Below are 14,631 nucleotides of genomic sequence, written 5' to 3' on the forward strand. Positions count from 1 at the left end.
GGACTCGAGATGCTACAGGTGGGGCTCGTGACCTGCTGCGACATCGATCAGCGCACGCACATTGACATCGCGGGCCTCGCGCCGCGCGGCGGCTGTCCGGTTGTCGGAGGGCACGAGCAGACGCAGACCGCGGGGGTGGCTGCGCAAGGTCAACGGCGTGGTCAGATCCATGGACTCACCATCGATGCCGACGGCCGCGTGGCCGCCGCGGGAATCGATCACCACCGACTCGGCGGTGAACTCGTGCCAGAACGGGCTGGTCTTGCGGAGCCCGAACGCCGAGCGCGCCATCAGCCGCGCAGCCTCGGCGGCCGTGGAGGTGGACACCGCGATCACCCCGAGCGTGCCGGTGTCCATCCGCCGACGCGTGGCGGCGTCCAGCGATGTCGCGGTGACGTAGGGGTTGTTCGACACGAGGATCATGAACGCACCGTCGACCTCGCGGCCCGACGGTGCGGTGAACTGCAGATCGAAGGGCTGCGCGGTCGGACCCAGCAGGTCGGGCAACAGCATCGCCGCGGTCTGGGCCTTCTCGTCGCGGTAGGACTCCTCGGCCACGATGGTCGCGTAGACACCGAGCGAGACGTTGTTGACGAAGAGGCGCCCGTTGACGGTCGCATAATCCACCCGGCGCTCCACGGCGTCACGAAACGCCCGCAGGGTGGTGCGAGGGTCGGCGCGGTCGAGTCCGAGATCGAGCGCGAAATGGTTGCGCGTCCCCGCGCTGACGCAGACGAACGGCAGATCGTGCTCCACCGCGACGGAGGCGACGAGGGCCTGCGAACCGTCCCCGCCGGCCATCCCCAGGCAGTCGGCCCCGGAGGCCACCGCGTCCCGTGCGATCTGTTCGAGATCATCGCCCGGCTCGAGGACCACCGTCTCGACACCCAGTTCGGCTGCGGCCTCGCGGATCCCGTATCGCTGCACCTTCCCGCCGCCGGAGCGTGGATTGCAGATCAGTACCGGCTTGGCGGGTGGTCGGGACTCGCGTCGACGATCCAATGCGTGCAGGTCCGGGACGAGCGCGTACCTGGCGCACGCGATCGATACACCGAGTACCAGGACCGTGACCGTCAGCCGAACGACGATCGCATCGAACGCGAGCAGCGCGTGACCCATCGCCCACGTGACGACCACGAGACCCGCGGCGATGGCCATCGCGCCCCAGATGCGTCGGCGATCGCGCTCGGTCACCACCCACCATGCGCCGGCGACCGCGGTGAGTAGGCCGGCCACGCCGATCGCGACGGACGCGACGCTGTGTACGACGAAGCCCACTGTCAGTGCCAGGAAGACGCCGAGACCGATCAGAGAGATGATCGCTCCGACGCGGCGTCGAGGTCCCGGTCTGCCGACTGCGTCGGGGTGGTCGGTGGTGGAACGGCCCATTGCGTCACCGCTCAGCGAGGGGTGAGGCGGAACGACCGCGCGCCGACCCCGTACAGGCGATGCAGGTCGTCGGCGTCGGGTGTTCCGTCCGGGTGGATCGTGACGTTGTTCATCTTCGCGAATTGCGGCTGGTCGCGACAGATCTCGCCGTAGTGGGCGACGACGTCGGCTTCGTCCGTGAATGCCTCGACGTCGGCGGTGTGCCGGTGACGTCGCAGCCTGATCTCGATCGGGGTGCCCGTCACCAGGTTTCTGCGCCACGGGAAGTGGGTTCCGATCAGCAATGTGTCGCCGACACGGCTGTAGGCCACCGGGAGGGTGTAGCGCCGGCCCGTCGTGCGGCCCATGACGTAGAGGGTGAGTAACCGGCCGCTGACGAGTGTGTGCAGACCCGGGGTGGCCAGCACGCCTCGGACGAGCCGATTGGCGGCGTCCTGATACTTCATCTTCTGCGGCGCATCCGGACTCGTCACGACAGTCAGGGTACCCATCGGCGATGCGCCCGCGACCGATCCGCGCGCTGCTCGTGTGGCAGACATCGTCCGCTCGACGCAAGGTGGAAGGACCTGAACCCGAACGAGGAGAGCACATGACCGCTCCGATCATGCCCAAGTCCGACGCCGCCGACCTGATCGTCGCTGCGCGAATCCGGCAGGGCCTCAAGTGGTCCGACATCGCCGAACGCATCGGCGCACCCGTCGTGTGGACCGTCGCCGCGTTGCTCGGCAAGCATCCGGTGCCTGCGGACAAGGCCACCATGGTCGTCGAGATGCTCGGTCTGGGTGAGGGCGTCACCGAAAGCCTCATACAGCAGCCCACGCGGGTGGCCGACGACGCGGCGGCCACCGATCCCACGATCTATCGGTTCCACGAGGCTCTTGCGGTGTACGGGCCGGCGCTCAAGGAGTTGATCCACGAGGAGTTCGGCGACGGCATCATGAGCGCCATCAACTTCAAGGTCGATGTGTCCCGCCGCCCCGATCCCGACGGTGACCGGGTGGTGGTGACCTTCGACGGAAAGTTCCTCGACTATCGGTGGTGATGTCGATTTCGCGGATCGTCGATCGTCTTGATGGTGTGGCTCCCACCACGGGGAGACACTGAGACGAGGAGGACATCATGCGATTCGCACTACTGATCAACAACGCCGAGCCGGAACCCGGACAGATACCCGACGAGGCCATCGCCGAGATGCAGGTCGCGATGAGCGGCTACACCGACGCCCTGAACGCCGCCGGCGTCCTGGTGGCGGCCGAGATCCTCGAGCCCACCGCACGCACCCAGACGGTCACGCGACGCGATGGGGACCTACGCGTCCAGGACGGTCCGTTCGCCGACACCCGTGAGGCTCTGGCCGGCGTCTTCCTGCTCGATGTGCCCGACCGCGACGCGGCGATGACCTGGGCGGAGAAGTTGCCGGCGACGCAGTACGCGGTGGTCGAGGTGCGTCAGGCAGCGCTGTCGTGTGTCGACGGTGCCTGGGCGCACTGAAGCAGTCGTGTGACCACGAGATCGGCATCCGAGGTCGCGGAGCGTGCCGCCCGGGAGTCCTACGGTCGGCTGCTTGCCGCGGTGGCGGCGGCCACACACGACGTGGCCGCCGCCGAGGACGCGCTCGGTGACGCATTCGAGCGTGCCCTGCGGCGCTGGCCGGTCGACGGTGTGCCGACGGAGCCGGACGCCTGGCTGCTCACGGTGGCTCGCAATCGTCAGCGCGACCTGTGGCGTTCGGCGGCGTTCCGGACCGCGGTGCCCTTCGACGAGTTCATCCACGCCGGCGTCGCGCCGGACGGAGTCGTGTCACCGTTGCGTGACCGTCGACTCGAACTGCTACTCGTGTGCGCGCATCCGGCGATCAGTGCGGGTGTGCACGCACCGTTGATGCTGAACACCGTCCTCGGCTACACGGCCGAACAGATCGGGCGCGCGTTCGCGATACCGACGTCGACGATGGCGGCGCGACTGGTGCGCGCGAAGCGACACATCAAGGAGCGGGCTCTTGAGTTCGTGGTGCCGTCGGGTGACGAGGTCGGGCGTCGGGTGGCTCCGGTGCTCGAATCCGTATGGGCGGCTTTCAGTATCGAGTGGCCGACCGTCGCGCGCGAACGACGCGCACTGTTGCTCGGTCTGGGCCAGGTGATCAGCGAGGTGTTGCGCGACGATGCCGAGGCGCACGGACTGGTCGCCGCGATGGAGTTGTCGTCGGCGCGGTTGCCGGCCCGCACCGGCGACGACGGCAACTTCGTCCCGCTGTCGGAGCAGGACCCGGCGCGGTGGGACGCCGACCTCATCGCCGACGCGCACGTTCACCTTCGGGAGGCCCACCGGCTGAGGTCGATCGGACGGTTCCAGTTGGAGGCCGCGATCGGGGCGGTGCACTGCGCGCGCCTGCCCGGCCGTCCGCCCGATTGGGACGTGCTGCGCCGACTGCACGAGTCCCTGCAGGCGCTGGCAGCCGTCGTCGCCGAGACCGACGGCCCCGAAGCGGCGTTGGCGAAACTGGAGTCGCTCGATGGTGCGCATCGGTTCCAACCGGCATGGGTGACCCGGGCGCACCTGCTCGAACGACTGGGGCGTACCTCCGACGCCGCGCAGGCCTACCACAAAGCGATCAGCCTCACGATCGACGCAACCGAACGCGACTACCTCACTCGGCGGAGGACCGACCTCGACACCCGGTAGGTCGACCCGACCGGTCTGTCGCGTCGAGCGCCGAGGGAAGTAGACATTCCGTCCGTTGATCGTGCGCCGACCAGGCCGCAGAGTGGCCCAATGACCATCGGCGCACCCACCGACCAACCCGACGCGCATGCCGCCCCGCAGGCCGACTACCGCGACAAGGTTCTCGCGGTCGAGCCGGGCGGGAACGAACAGATCCCGCTCGAGGCACGCCACGGCACCCCGCGGGGGCTCTTCTGGACCTGGACAGCGCCCAACCTCGAGTTCGCGACGATCTTCGTCGGGGTGATCTCGGTGCTCTACTTCGGGCTGTCCTTCTGGCAGGCCGTGGCGGCGATGGCGCTCGGCAACCTTCTCGGGGCCGCGGCCCATTTCCTGTTGTCCGCGGAGGGGCCGTTGCACGGAGTGCCGCAGATGGTGTTGGGGCGCCTGGCTTTCGGTTATCGGGGCAATGTCATCCCGGCGACGTTCATGGCGGTGATGTGCGGTGTCGGCTGGTTCGCGACCAACAGCGTCAGCGGCGCCTTCGCGTTGTCGTCCCTGTTCGGAATGACCCCGTTGGTCGGCCTCGTCGTCATCGTGGTGTTGCAGACGTCGTTCGCGTTCTTCGGGCACAACCTCGTCCAACGGTTCGAACGCATCGCGGCACCGATCCTGGCGGTGATCTTCGTGATCGGGGCCGTCATCATCTTCGGCAAATCGCAGCTCGGTGCACCGTCGGCCGACGGCGGATTCTCCACCGGCGGTTTCCTGTTGACCGTCGGTGCCGCGTTCGGCTACACGGCGGGCTGGACACCCTACGCGGCCGACTACACCCGGTATCTGCCCCCGACCGTCTCGAAGATCCAGACCGGGCTGTTCGCCTCCGCCGGGTTGTTCCTGTCGACAACGTTCCTCATGGTCGTGGGTGCGGCGTCGATCACCATCGGAGATCCCGTCTCCGACAACCCGACCGAAGCGTTCACCGCGAACCTCCCGTCGGCGGTGGCGGATCTGACACTGCTGGCCATCGCCATCGGAGCCGTCGCGGCCAACGCCATCAACGTGTACTCCGGCGCGATGGCGTTCGTCACGATGGGCTTCCGGCTGCCGGTGGGATTGCAACGGGCGTTGGTCACCGTCTTCTTCGGTGTCGTTGGATTCCTCGTCGCGTGGTGGGCCCTCGACGACGCGGCCGCCTCCTACGAGGCGTTCCTGCTGCTGGTCGCGTACTGGATCGGGCCGTGGCTGGGTGTCGTGTTCGCGGATCGGCTCCTGCGGCGCGAGCAGCCCCCGTTGGCCCTGTTGTACGACACCGGTTACCGCAACTGGGCGGGGGTGGCAGCGTTCGTCGTCGCGCTGGTCGGCTCGGTGCTGCTCTTCTGCAATCAGGAGAAGTTCGTCGGCATCGTGGTGCGGGCCGTACCCGAGCTGGGTGACATCGGTGCCTTCGTCGGATTCGTCATCGCGTTCCTGGGCTACCTGGTCCTCGCCCGTGGTCAGGTCGAGGAATCGCAGCGTGCGTATCGCTGATCGGCGCGGTCACCGTCGCCGTCCGCCGGTCCGTTCCACCGCGATCGCGAGCAGCACCGAGGTGTAGATGTCCGGCGCGGTCGGGTCGAACCCGAGTACGCCCCGGATCCGGTCGAGCCGCTGATAGAGACTCTGACGTCCGATGTGCAGCACCTCCGCGGACCTGGTGGCGCTACAGCCGAGCCGCAGGTGGGTCTCGAGTGTCGTCAGCAGTCGGCCATCCGGCCCGTCGTGAACGATGAGCGGTGACAACAGATCTGCGATCTCCGCACGCACGTCGTCGTCGACAGCGCGGACAGCTGCGTGGGTGACGAGTTCGCGGCTGGTGAACACCTGACGGGTCGGATCCGCGATCGACAGGTCGTTCGCGAGACCGATCCGCTCCCCGGCGCGACGAAGCGATTCGGCGAGCCGCGCGGACAACTCGATGCCTGGCGGAGCGTCGTCGAGCCGGTGTGCGTCACCCACGACCGTCGTCATCCCGCCGGCGATGCCCCGGACCGCGGCGATCGCATCTGCGGTCTCGCCGACCGGGTCGGTCGCCGAGGTCGTGACCATCAGGGCGTACACCGTCGCGTCGACAGTCGCCGACACGATGCCGCCGACACTGCCGGCCGCGCGCGCCAAGGCCGCGTCGGCCATCCGGGGGTCCGGCGCCTCGGCGGCCACAGTGACCAGCCGCGCCGAGTCCTGACGTCCCACACCTGCGCTCACCAATCGGGCGAGCAGGTCGGCGCGACGGATCGCGCGGCCCCCGACGATCTCCTCGACGAGCCGTGTTCCGACAGTCGAGCCCCGGGTCCCCGATCGGGTGAGGGTCGCGGCGACCGGGCCTGCGGCGACCTCGAGTAGCCGTTCGACCCGATCGGAAGGATGGCCGGCACCCGTGCCCGCGACGAGGCGCGCTATCTCGCGGCCACGTACGACGACCGGCGTCGTTGCCGAGGCGGCCTCGACGATCCGCCATGCCGACCGGTCGTCGTCGACGCCATGTGCTGCGAGCAGGGCCCCGCCCGACCCGATCAACACGACCGGACACCCGGTCGCCTCCGCGACAGAACCGAGCATTCCGGCGACTCCGCCGGGGGAGACGAGGTCGGTGTGCAGGGCCTCGTCGAGCCGGGCGCGCAATCTCAGTTCGTCGACCTCGGCCGCCACGATGGCGGTGTTGGCGCGGCGGCAGATATCGATGAACGGTTGCACGCGACGCAGTTCGATGATCGGCAACCTGGACGCAGATCCTTCCTGCACCATCTCGTCGGGGAGCACGTCGAACGTCCGGCCCACCTCGAAGGCGAGCCCGGCGACACCTCGCTCGGCGAGGTCACGGACATAGTGACGCCGTGTGCCGGCGTCGAGTCCGCGCAGGCCGAGTCCGGTGGTGAGAAGGAGTTCACCGCCCGTCAGCAACGGTCCGATCTCGAAGATCTCGCTGGAATGCACCCACCTCACCGGATTGCCGAGCCGCTCGTGTGCGGTGAGGACGCGTGGGTCGGCGGCGGCGAGGTGCAGGGCGATGACCTCACGCAGACTCGGAAGTGTGGCGGAGGACGTAGGAGACGAGAACGTCGGCACCAGCTGACGATATGCACATGTCCGTCACGCTGCAGCACGACGGACTGTCGGTTGTCGTGCTCGGAAAGCGACGGCAGGCTCGACACATGACCTTTCGCGCGGACGCGTGGTCCGACATCGACCCGACGCTCCTGCTCGGCACCGCCCGCCGGCAGGCGCAACGCGGACTCGACGAAGGAGGCATCCCGATCGGCGCGGCGCTGTTCGCGGGTGACGGCACCCTGCTGGGCGAAGGACGAAACCGCCGGGTGCAGCACGACGATCCGTCGGTCCACGGGGAGACCGACGCGTTTCGGGCTGCCGGGCGCCAGCGTGACTATGGATCGACGATCATGGTGACGACACTCGCACCGTGCTGGTACTGCAGCGGTTTGATCCGCCAATTCGGCATCGGGGCGGTGGTGATCGGCGAGAACCGTACGTTCAGCGGCGGGGAGGAGTGGCTGGCCGAACTCGGCGTACGGGTGACCATCCTCGACGACGCCCTCTGCACATCGATGATGACCGAGTTCATCGCGGCCCATCCCTCGCTGTGGCATGAGGACATCGGCGTCGCCGACACGCCGACCAGCACCCCGACCAGCCCGACCCCGTCAGACCCGATCCGGAGCGCGAATTCATGACCGACAGTCCGATTCTCACCGTCGACCTACGCGACTGGCGCGCGGGTGGTTCCGCCGCCGACCGGGTGTGCGCAGCCGTCGATGAGTCCTTGCAGCAGGCGGGCTTCCTGCTGGTCCGAGGTCATGGCGTCGATCCCGCACTGTCGGCGGGCCTGCGCCACGCGGCCCGCGAGTTCTTCGCCCTGCCCGCCGAGGTCAAGTCCCGGTATGCCGTCGGCGTGGGTGGGCGCGGCTGGATCGGCCCGGGAATGGAGGCCAACGGCTACGCCGAGGGGACCGAGACGCCACCGGATCTCAAGGAGACCTACAACTGCGGCGCACAGACCCCGGTCGGCGACCGGGAGGTCGACGACTACTGGTTCGCCCCGGACGTCTGGCCGACGGAGTCGCCCGAACTGCGCGCGCTGTTCACCGCGTGGACCACCCAGGTGAAGGCGCTGTCGGACGAGTTGCTCGCCCTGATGTCGGCGTCGCTGGGATTCACCGGAGACGCGAACCCGTTTCGTGACCTCGCCGGCAACTCGACCTGGACGTCCAACATCAACCACTACCCGCCGATGGCGGTGGTGGGTGATCCCGAGCCCGGTCAGTTCCGCATCGGGCCGCACACCGATTTCGGCACGGTGACCGTTCTGGACCGCGAACCCGGCGCCGGCGGACTGCAGGTCTACAGCGCCGAGTCCGGGTGGGCGGACGCCCCGTACGAGCCCGACGCGCTCACCATCAACATCGGTGATCTGCTCGAGTACTGGTCGGGTGGCCGATGGCCGGCGGGACGGCATCGCGTGCTGCCGCCGCAACCCGATGCGCCCGAAGAGGATCTGGTGTCGTTGATCTTTTTCTACGAGCTCGACCACGATGCGGTCGTGTCGCCGATTTCTCCGCCGCTGGCGCGACGTTCCGGGCTACCGCCGGTGGTCTCGGGAGACTTCATCAAGGAACGGCTCGACGCCATTTCCGTCGGGTGAAGTCGGCCGCCGGTCTCAGCACGCGGCGTCGCGCCGCTCACCACCACCCGGTTGCCGCGAGGACGACGACGGCGGCGAGACACAGCATCATCACGGCGCTGCGCCACAGCAGGCCCGTGGCCGGGTTGTCGATGTGCGCCGGATCGGTGTGCCGGGCGCGGTCCTGGCTTGCGCCGTCTTCCGATGAGTCGGTGCTGATCGCATTCGGCGATTCGATGACTGCCATGACGTGAGTCCTCTCGGGATGTCGTGGAAGAAGCATCGCGTCGGCCGCTTGGCTCGCACTTGGGGTCAGCTTGGGCGCGGGATGTGTCTCCGCAACGCAAAACGGCTCCGTCGATCAGATGATCGACGGAGCCGCCCCGTTCCCCGGGGTGTCAGGGCACGAGTCCGAAGCCGCCACCGAACGGCGACCGGGGCTGACCGGATTGGCCGCCGGATTCGGGAATCGTGGTCTGCGCCTCGTCGACGGCACTGCCCAGCGTGACCTGCTCGGTTCGGGCGTCGTCACCCGAACCCACGGTGACGGTGATCGTGTCGCCGGGTGAATAGGTGAGGACCTGCGCCATGAGGTCGGCGTAGCTGCTGATCTTGGTGTCGCCGATCTTGGTGATGACATCGCCTTCGGCGATCCCGGCGTCGGCCGCCGCGCCGCCGGGCTCCACGCCCGAGATCTGCGCGCCGGATTCCGAGCCGGACGTGGACGCAAGTGAACCCGTCACGCCGAGAACAGGTTTGGTGGCCTTCCCGTTCTGCAGCAGCTCGTCGCCGATCCGCTTGGCCTCGTTGACGGGGATGGCGAAACCGAGACCGTAGGCCTGCACACCGCCGGCGGCGGCCTGCCCGGTGTTGACCGCGGAGTTCACGCCGACGACCTCGCCCTGCAGGTTCACCAGCGGCCCGCCGGAGTTGCCTGGATTGATCGGGGTGTCGGTCTGCAGTCCGTTGTAAACCGTGACGGCCGAACCGCTCTCGTCCGCGGCGGTGACGGTGCGCGACAGGGCGCTGACGATGCCCGACGTCACCGTGTTGGACAGGTTCTCCGGGCTGCCGACGGCCACCACCTGCTGACCGACCTGCAGAGTGTCGGAGTCGCCGAGCGTCGCGGGGGTCAGGCCGGAGGCGCCGTCGAGCTTGATCACCGCGAGGTCGTAGGACGGCGACGTGCCGGTGATGTTCGCGGTGTAGGACTTTCCATCCCCGGTGGTGACCTGGATGGTGCTGCCGCTGCCCGCCGCGGCGACCACGTGATTGTTGGTCAGGACGTAACCGTCCGGGGAGAGCACGATGCCGCTCCCGACGGCGGTGCCCTGGGCGGTCGCCACCTGGATGTCGGCGGTCGACTTGGAGGCGACCTGGGCGGCGTAGGTGACCGATCCCGGTTTCACGTCGGCCGCCTGCTGGGCGTTCCCCTGCTGTGAACTGAGGACGGGAACGCCTGCGGGTGCGGCGCTGTCGAGCAGGGCGCTGCCGCCGACGCCGACAGCACCGCCGAGCAGGCCGGCGATCAGTGCCGTCACGACGAGGGGCCGCGTGACCGTCCGGGACCGTGACTCCCTACCAGGCTGCGGTGCCGGACCCTGATGCGGTGCCGGACCCTGGTGGGCTGCGGGACCCTGGTGGGGTGCGGGGCCGTACAGCGGATGACCGGCCGACCACGGCTGCTGGGGCGCGGTCGGATACGCAGACTGGGCCGCGATGGGTTCGGTGGCCGGGTCGGGCTCGGCGGGGCTGTTCGAGGGTCCGCGGTCGTCGCGGCCGGAGGGATCGGATTGGTTCACGACACCACGATGCCGATGAAGGTTGAGAAGAACTCAAGAGGCGGGCTCCGGATTCGCTGACAGTTTCCTGCGTCGGATCTCAGCGAAATCCGAAGTTCAGCGCAGCACGAGTGCGACGGTGCGGTAGACCACCGCGTCCAGGTCGTCGCCGAGTGTGCCCGTCAGCCACTGCTGTGCGAGCTCGGCCATCGCCCCGGTGAACATCGCGGCACCGGTGCGCAACGTCAGTGGATCCGGGGCCGGCCGGGCGGACGCGGTCTCGGCGAGCACGAGATCCATCAGCAGGTCCTGCGTAGCCGCACGCCGGGCGGCCAACACGGGGTGTGCACGGCCTTCGGTGAACAGGATTCGTCCGCATCGGGGATCGTCGGAGGCGAAACCGAGGACCGCCCGGACGCCTTCCGACGTTCGTGTGCGAACAGACGAACCGGCCGACGACATCGCCTCGCTGACACGGACGGCGAGCCGTTCGGCGACCATGTCGTACACGGCACCGAGTAGTTCGTCGGTGTCGGTGAAACTCTCGTAGAAGTACCGGGTGTTCAACCCTGATTCACGACAGACCGACCGTACCGATATCCCGGCGGCGCCCGCGGCGCCGAACACCTCGAACGCGGCGTCGATCAACAGCCCCCTCCGCTCGGTGCGGCGATCGGTGAGTGGCACACCTGCCCAGCGGGTCGGACTCGACATCGACCCAGCGTACGACGAGGTCAGCAAGATGGAAACCAAAGTCTGGTCACGGCCGTCACCAGAATCTATGCTGGAGTCATCGAGTTCACGCCATCGACACACGAAAGGACCGGGACATGCCATTGACATTGGGCGCACCATCGATCCCGAACGTGCTGCCGTTTCCGCTGCCACACCAGTTGATGGGGATGTGGCTCAACGGCCGCTTCGACGATGCGGTGCGTGCGAAGTTCTTTCGCGGCATGGAGTTCGGTGAGCCCGAAGGTGACCCCGGATGGTTCGGCCCGGACAGTGCCACGTGGTACGTCCACGCGCACACGCCGACGCTGATCTTCGGGTTGCAGTGCGCCTCGTACCTGGAGCGCCTCGACCCGAGCATCTTCTGGATGGGTGTCCATCATTCGCGTCTGGTGGAGAAGTCGGACGACGGCGAGCCGACCGGCCGCATCGACCCTGCCGGTGCGGCGGTCCGCCTGGGACACTCGTTGGCGTTCTTCATCGGTACCGCGTACGGCTCGACCGACACGGCCGAGAAGTTGGCGCGGACGGTGCGGGCGATGCACCACACCATCAAGGGCACTCGCCCCGACGGACTCGCCTATGACGCCGATGATCCTGACTGGCTGCGATGGAACTATGCGACGGTCGTGTGGGGGATCGCCACCGCGCACGAGATCTACCACCCGCGACCGCTGCGTGGCGATGCACTCGACCGCTACTACGCCGAGTTCGTCCGGGTGGGCCACGCACTCGGCGGCACCGACCTGCCGGCCACCAAGGCGGAGACCCTGGCATGCCTGGAGGAGTACCTGCCCAGACTTGCTCTGACACATGGCAATGCGATTGCCACGGGCATCAACCTGACCAACCCGGCGCAGGGGGCGGTGGATTGGGCGATCCGCGACACGATGCCGGAGTGGGCGGCCCAGCTCGTGATGCATCGCCCGCCGAACCCGATCGAACGTCGGGCGCGGCGCAGTGTGGTGTGGAGTGCGTTGAACGGTCTTCAGACGAGTATGGGGGAGCTGCCCGAGTTCGCCGCGGCCCGCGCCCGCGTCGCCGGCGGTGTCGCCGTCGCGCACACCGAGCCGCAGTACGTCGTCGGCACCGATCCCGCCCTGGACCGAGCGGAGGTCGAGGCCGCCCTCTGATCGCCCTCAACCGCCGGCCGCCCCCACCACCGCTGGTCGAGTAGCCGCGAGCCGCTAGGCGAGCGGCGTATCGAGACCTTCTCGGCTGCACGGGATCTCGATACGCGACTCGCCTAGCGGCTCGCCGCTACTCGATCAACGGAGGGACACGGGATCTCGATCAGCGGAGGGACACGGGATCTCGATACGCGACTCGCGTAGCGGCTCGTCGCTACTCGATCAGCGGGAGGTACGGTGCGCTGCCGATCAACGGGACGGTGTCAGCGCCGCACGGCGATCTCCTCGCCGAGTCGGAAACCGGACGCCAACGGTAGGTCGTCGCCGCTCCAGAAACGTCCCGGATCGAACCAGCTGGAGTCCTTGGACGCGTCGAGCAGACCCATGTCCGTGTAGGTGATCGCCACGACCTCGGCGCAGTACGCCGATTCGAGACCGGCGTCGTGGGCGTGTCGGCGCGCGCGCCGGTCGCGGGCGAGCCGGTCGAGATACGGGACGCCGCGGACCACGTCGACACTGTTGGGCAGCCGACCCCGAAACCACCGCCCCGCCAAGCGTGCGGTCGCCGGGAACGGCGTCCCGTCCAGGCGGGCGATCACCTTCAACAGGCTGTCCTCCTGCGCGACGGACACCTCGGGGGTGAGCTGGCGCAGCCAGCAGTCCTGGTCGTAGCGGTCCATCCACTGCCGGACCGCTTCGCGCGCATCGTGTAACTGAACGCCGCGGTGGTTGCTGCCGGTCCAGACGTCGGTGAGCTTGTCACCGAGCTCGGCGTGCCACAGCAGGGGCGGCAGGTCATCGATGGCGACGGTCATCGCCACGTGGTTGACGGGCGCGTTGGTGAGGGTGCGGATGGCCCGGTCCGGTCCGGAGCGCCCGCGGAACAGCCACACGTCGCCGGTGCGCGTCACGTCCAGGGCCTCGTCGAGATCGATCCCGCGGTCGCCCAACTCGTCGTCTGTGCGCACCAGAGCAGACTAGACGAGCCACTATCCTCGAGCCATGCGCAACGCGTGGAAGTGGTTGGGACTCGCCGGTGCGGTCGGCGTCGCGGCGGGTGGTGTGCTGGTGGCCCGTGATCAGCGTCAGCGCAACGCCTACAGCGCCGACGACGTCCGTGAACGACTGCACCGACGCCACGAACAGGCGCAGGCCGCAGACGCCGCGGACCCACCGTCGTGAGGAGCCTGCCCGAGCTCACCGCACCGGTCGACCCGGTGGCCGCGCTGACCCGCATCGCGTGGCTGCTCGAGCGTGACCGGCAGAGCACCTATCGGGTCGAGGCGTTCCGGAAGGCGGCCCGCGCCGCAGGCGAGGTCGGCGACGACGAGCTGCGGCGTCGCGCGTCGGCGCGCACGCTCACCGACATCCGAGGTGTCGGCAAGAGCACCGCAGCGGTGATCGCCGAGGCGGTGGCCGGTGAGGTACCGGGATATCTGCAGCAACTCCAGGACACCGCGCCGGCATCGCTCGCCGAGGGCGGTGACGACCTGTATGCGGCGCTGCGTGGTGACCTGCATGCGCACACCGACTGGAGCGACGGTGGCGCGTCCTTGGACGAGATGGCCTCCGCGGCAGCAGTGCTCGGCCAGGAGTGGCTCGCGATCACCGACCACTCGCCGCGGTTGACCGTGGCCAACGGACTCAGCGAGGAACGCCTGACCCGCCAGCTCGACGAGATCGCGACCCTGAATGATCTGCTCGGCGACGAACTCCGGGTGCTCACCGGGATCGAGGTGGACATCCTCGACGACGGGACCCTGGACCAGACCGACGTCATGCTCGACCGCCTCGACGTCGTCACCGCCTCGGTGCACTCGAAGCTCCGGATGGACTCGGCCCCGATGACGCGTCGGATGGTCGCCGCCGTGTGCGACCCGCGGGTCAACGTGCTCGGCCACTGCACCGGCAGGCGCGTGGTGCGGGGCCGGGGCGCTCGGCCGCCGTCGCAGTTCGACGCCCGCGAGGTATTCAGCGCCTGTGCCGAGCACGGCACCGCGGTGGAGATCAATTCCAGGCCGGAACGGGTGGATCCGCCCGACGAGCTGATCGAACTGGCCCGCGACCTCGGGTGCCTCTTCGCGATCGACTCCGACGCCCATGCACCCGGTCAACTGGACTTCAAGGCGCTCGGCGCGCACCGCGCCGAAGAGTTCGGGATCGAGCCTGAGCGCATCGTCACCACCTGGACCGTCGACCGCGTGATCGACTGGGCCGCAGGTACATGACAGCCGACCGGCGGGTCCTGGGAGAATGGGCCCGC

16 protein-coding genes are annotated in these 14,631 nt (G+C 68.5%); 9 read left to right on the forward strand and 7 right to left on the reverse strand.

All coding sequences use genetic code 11. The features are described 5' to 3' along the window. Positions 1-12: 12 nt before the first annotated feature. Entirely contained in the window at positions 13-1,389 is a 1,377-nt protein-coding gene (locus V1Y59_RS02155) for a diacylglycerol/lipid kinase family protein (protein ID WP_330503165.1), read from the reverse strand. A gap of 11 nt (positions 1,390-1,400) precedes the next feature. Beyond that, a complete protein-coding gene (locus tag V1Y59_RS02160) occupies positions 1,401-1,862 on the reverse strand; it encodes a PNPOx family protein (RefSeq protein ID WP_330503166.1) in 462 nt (153 codons plus the stop codon). 116 nt (positions 1,863-1,978) lie between these two features. On the opposite strand from V1Y59_RS02160, the gene cynS reads away from it, so the two are divergent. The 4 genes from cynS (at position 1,979) to V1Y59_RS02180 (ending at position 5,580) form a co-directional block, all read left to right on the forward strand. Further along, positions 1,979-2,431 carry a cyanase gene (cynS, locus tag V1Y59_RS02165; RefSeq protein WP_330503167.1) on the forward strand — a complete coding sequence of 151 codons (453 nt, stop codon included), beginning with the start codon at positions 1,979-1,981 and terminating at the stop codon, positions 2,429-2,431. Positions 2,432-2,508: 77 nt separating this feature from the next. Then, on the forward strand, positions 2,509-2,880 hold the full coding sequence (locus V1Y59_RS02170) for a YciI family protein (protein ID WP_330503168.1): 372 nt from the start codon (positions 2,509-2,511) through the stop codon (positions 2,878-2,880). A 9-nt stretch (positions 2,881-2,889) separates the two neighbouring features. Continuing rightward, positions 2,890-4,071 (forward strand): RNA polymerase sigma factor, encoded by a 1,182-nt coding sequence (locus V1Y59_RS02175; protein WP_330503169.1) that lies wholly within the window; start codon positions 2,890-2,892, stop codon positions 4,069-4,071. Positions 4,072-4,161: 90 nt separating this feature from the next. Continuing rightward, positions 4,162-5,580, forward strand: coding sequence for a purine-cytosine permease family protein (locus V1Y59_RS02180; RefSeq protein WP_330503170.1), 1,419 nt, complete (start codon positions 4,162-4,164; stop codon positions 5,578-5,580). Between the two features lie 9 nt (positions 5,581-5,589). Here the strand turns inward: V1Y59_RS02180 and V1Y59_RS02185 are convergent, their stop codons facing one another. Next, positions 5,590-7,155, reverse strand: coding sequence for a helix-turn-helix domain-containing protein (locus V1Y59_RS02185; RefSeq protein WP_330503171.1), 1,566 nt, complete (start codon positions 7,153-7,155; stop codon positions 5,590-5,592). An 86-nt stretch (positions 7,156-7,241) separates the two neighbouring features. On the opposite strand from V1Y59_RS02185, the gene V1Y59_RS02190 reads away from it, so the two are divergent. After that, positions 7,242-7,778, forward strand: a complete 537-nt coding sequence (locus tag V1Y59_RS02190; RefSeq protein ID WP_431309082.1) for a nucleoside deaminase — start codon at positions 7,242-7,244, stop codon at positions 7,776-7,778. Continuing rightward, entirely contained in the window at positions 7,775-8,746 is a 972-nt protein-coding gene (locus V1Y59_RS02195; protein ID WP_330503173.1) for an isopenicillin N synthase family dioxygenase, read from the forward strand. Before V1Y59_RS02190 ends, V1Y59_RS02195 begins: the two co-directional genes overlap by 4 nt. A 37-nt stretch (positions 8,747-8,783) precedes the next feature. On the opposite strand, the gene V1Y59_RS02200 is transcribed toward V1Y59_RS02195, so the two are convergent. The 3 genes from V1Y59_RS02200 to V1Y59_RS02210 form a co-directional block, all read right to left on the reverse strand. Then, positions 8,784-8,972: a hypothetical protein gene (locus V1Y59_RS02200; protein ID WP_330503174.1), complete on the reverse strand. Its 189-nt coding sequence runs from the start codon at positions 8,970-8,972 to the stop codon at positions 8,784-8,786. 151 nt (positions 8,973-9,123) lie between these two features. Further along, the gene (locus tag V1Y59_RS02205) at positions 9,124-10,527 is read right to left on the reverse strand and encodes a S1C family serine protease (RefSeq protein WP_330503175.1); all 1,404 of its coding nucleotides are present in this window, start codon (positions 10,525-10,527) and stop codon (positions 9,124-9,126) included. 96 nt (positions 10,528-10,623) lie between these two features. After that, the gene (locus V1Y59_RS02210) at positions 10,624-11,220 is read right to left on the reverse strand and encodes a TetR/AcrR family transcriptional regulator (RefSeq protein ID WP_330503176.1); all 597 of its coding nucleotides are present in this window, start codon (positions 11,218-11,220) and stop codon (positions 10,624-10,626) included. Between the two features lie 116 nt (positions 11,221-11,336). On the opposite strand from V1Y59_RS02210, the gene V1Y59_RS02215 reads away from it, so the two are divergent. Next, positions 11,337-12,371 carry an oxygenase MpaB family protein gene (locus tag V1Y59_RS02215; RefSeq protein WP_330503177.1) on the forward strand — a complete coding sequence of 345 codons (1,035 nt, stop codon included), beginning with the start codon at positions 11,337-11,339 and terminating at the stop codon, positions 12,369-12,371. A gap of 260 nt (positions 12,372-12,631) precedes the next feature. On the opposite strand, the gene V1Y59_RS02220 is transcribed toward V1Y59_RS02215, so the two are convergent. Further along, a complete protein-coding gene (locus V1Y59_RS02220) occupies positions 12,632-13,336 on the reverse strand; it encodes a guanylate cyclase (protein ID WP_330503178.1) in 705 nt (234 codons plus the stop codon). Between the two features lie 34 nt (positions 13,337-13,370). Between V1Y59_RS02220 and V1Y59_RS02225 the strand changes: the two genes are divergently transcribed. Together V1Y59_RS02225 and V1Y59_RS02230 are read left to right on the forward strand one after the other, a co-directional pair. Continuing rightward, positions 13,371-13,550, forward strand: coding sequence for a hypothetical protein (locus V1Y59_RS02225; protein ID WP_330503179.1), 180 nt, complete (start codon positions 13,371-13,373; stop codon positions 13,548-13,550). Continuing rightward, positions 13,547-14,596, forward strand: coding sequence for a PHP domain-containing protein (locus tag V1Y59_RS02230; RefSeq protein WP_330503180.1), 1,050 nt, complete (start codon positions 13,547-13,549; stop codon positions 14,594-14,596). Before V1Y59_RS02225 ends, V1Y59_RS02230 begins: the two co-directional genes overlap by 4 nt. Positions 14,597-14,631: the final 35 nt, after the last annotated feature.

The organism is Gordonia prachuapensis, from assembly GCF_036350515.1.
In the GTDB taxonomy this organism is placed as follows: domain Bacteria; phylum Actinomycetota; class Actinomycetes; order Mycobacteriales; family Mycobacteriaceae; genus Gordonia; species Gordonia prachuapensis.

Excerpts from the sequence above, each read along its gene's own strand:
- V1Y59_RS02225 (WP_330503179.1), top strand. The coding sequence starts at position 13,371 with ATGCGCAACGCGTGGAAGTGGTTGGGACTCGCCGGTGCGGTCGGCGTC.
- V1Y59_RS02180 (WP_330503170.1), top strand. The coding sequence starts at position 4,162 with ATGACCATCGGCGCACCCACCGACCAACCCGACGCGCATGCCGCCCCG.
- V1Y59_RS02190 (WP_431309082.1), top strand. The coding sequence starts at position 7,242 with ATGACCTTTCGCGCGGACGCGTGGTCCGACATCGACCCGACGCTCCTG.
- V1Y59_RS02210 (WP_330503176.1), bottom strand. The coding sequence starts at position 11,220 with ATGTCGAGTCCGACCCGCTGGGCAGGTGTGCCACTCACCGATCGCCGC.
- V1Y59_RS02195 (WP_330503173.1), top strand. The coding sequence starts at position 7,775 with ATGACCGACAGTCCGATTCTCACCGTCGACCTACGCGACTGGCGCGCG.
- V1Y59_RS02170 (WP_330503168.1), top strand. The coding sequence starts at position 2,509 with ATGCGATTCGCACTACTGATCAACAACGCCGAGCCGGAACCCGGACAG.
- V1Y59_RS02200 (WP_330503174.1), bottom strand. The coding sequence starts at position 8,972 with ATGGCAGTCATCGAATCGCCGAATGCGATCAGCACCGACTCATCGGAA.
- V1Y59_RS02215 (WP_330503177.1), top strand. The coding sequence starts at position 11,337 with ATGCCATTGACATTGGGCGCACCATCGATCCCGAACGTGCTGCCGTTT.
- cynS (WP_330503167.1), top strand. The coding sequence starts at position 1,979 with ATGACCGCTCCGATCATGCCCAAGTCCGACGCCGCCGACCTGATCGTC.
- V1Y59_RS02155 (WP_330503165.1), bottom strand. The coding sequence starts at position 1,389 with ATGGGCCGTTCCACCACCGACCACCCCGACGCAGTCGGCAGACCGGGA.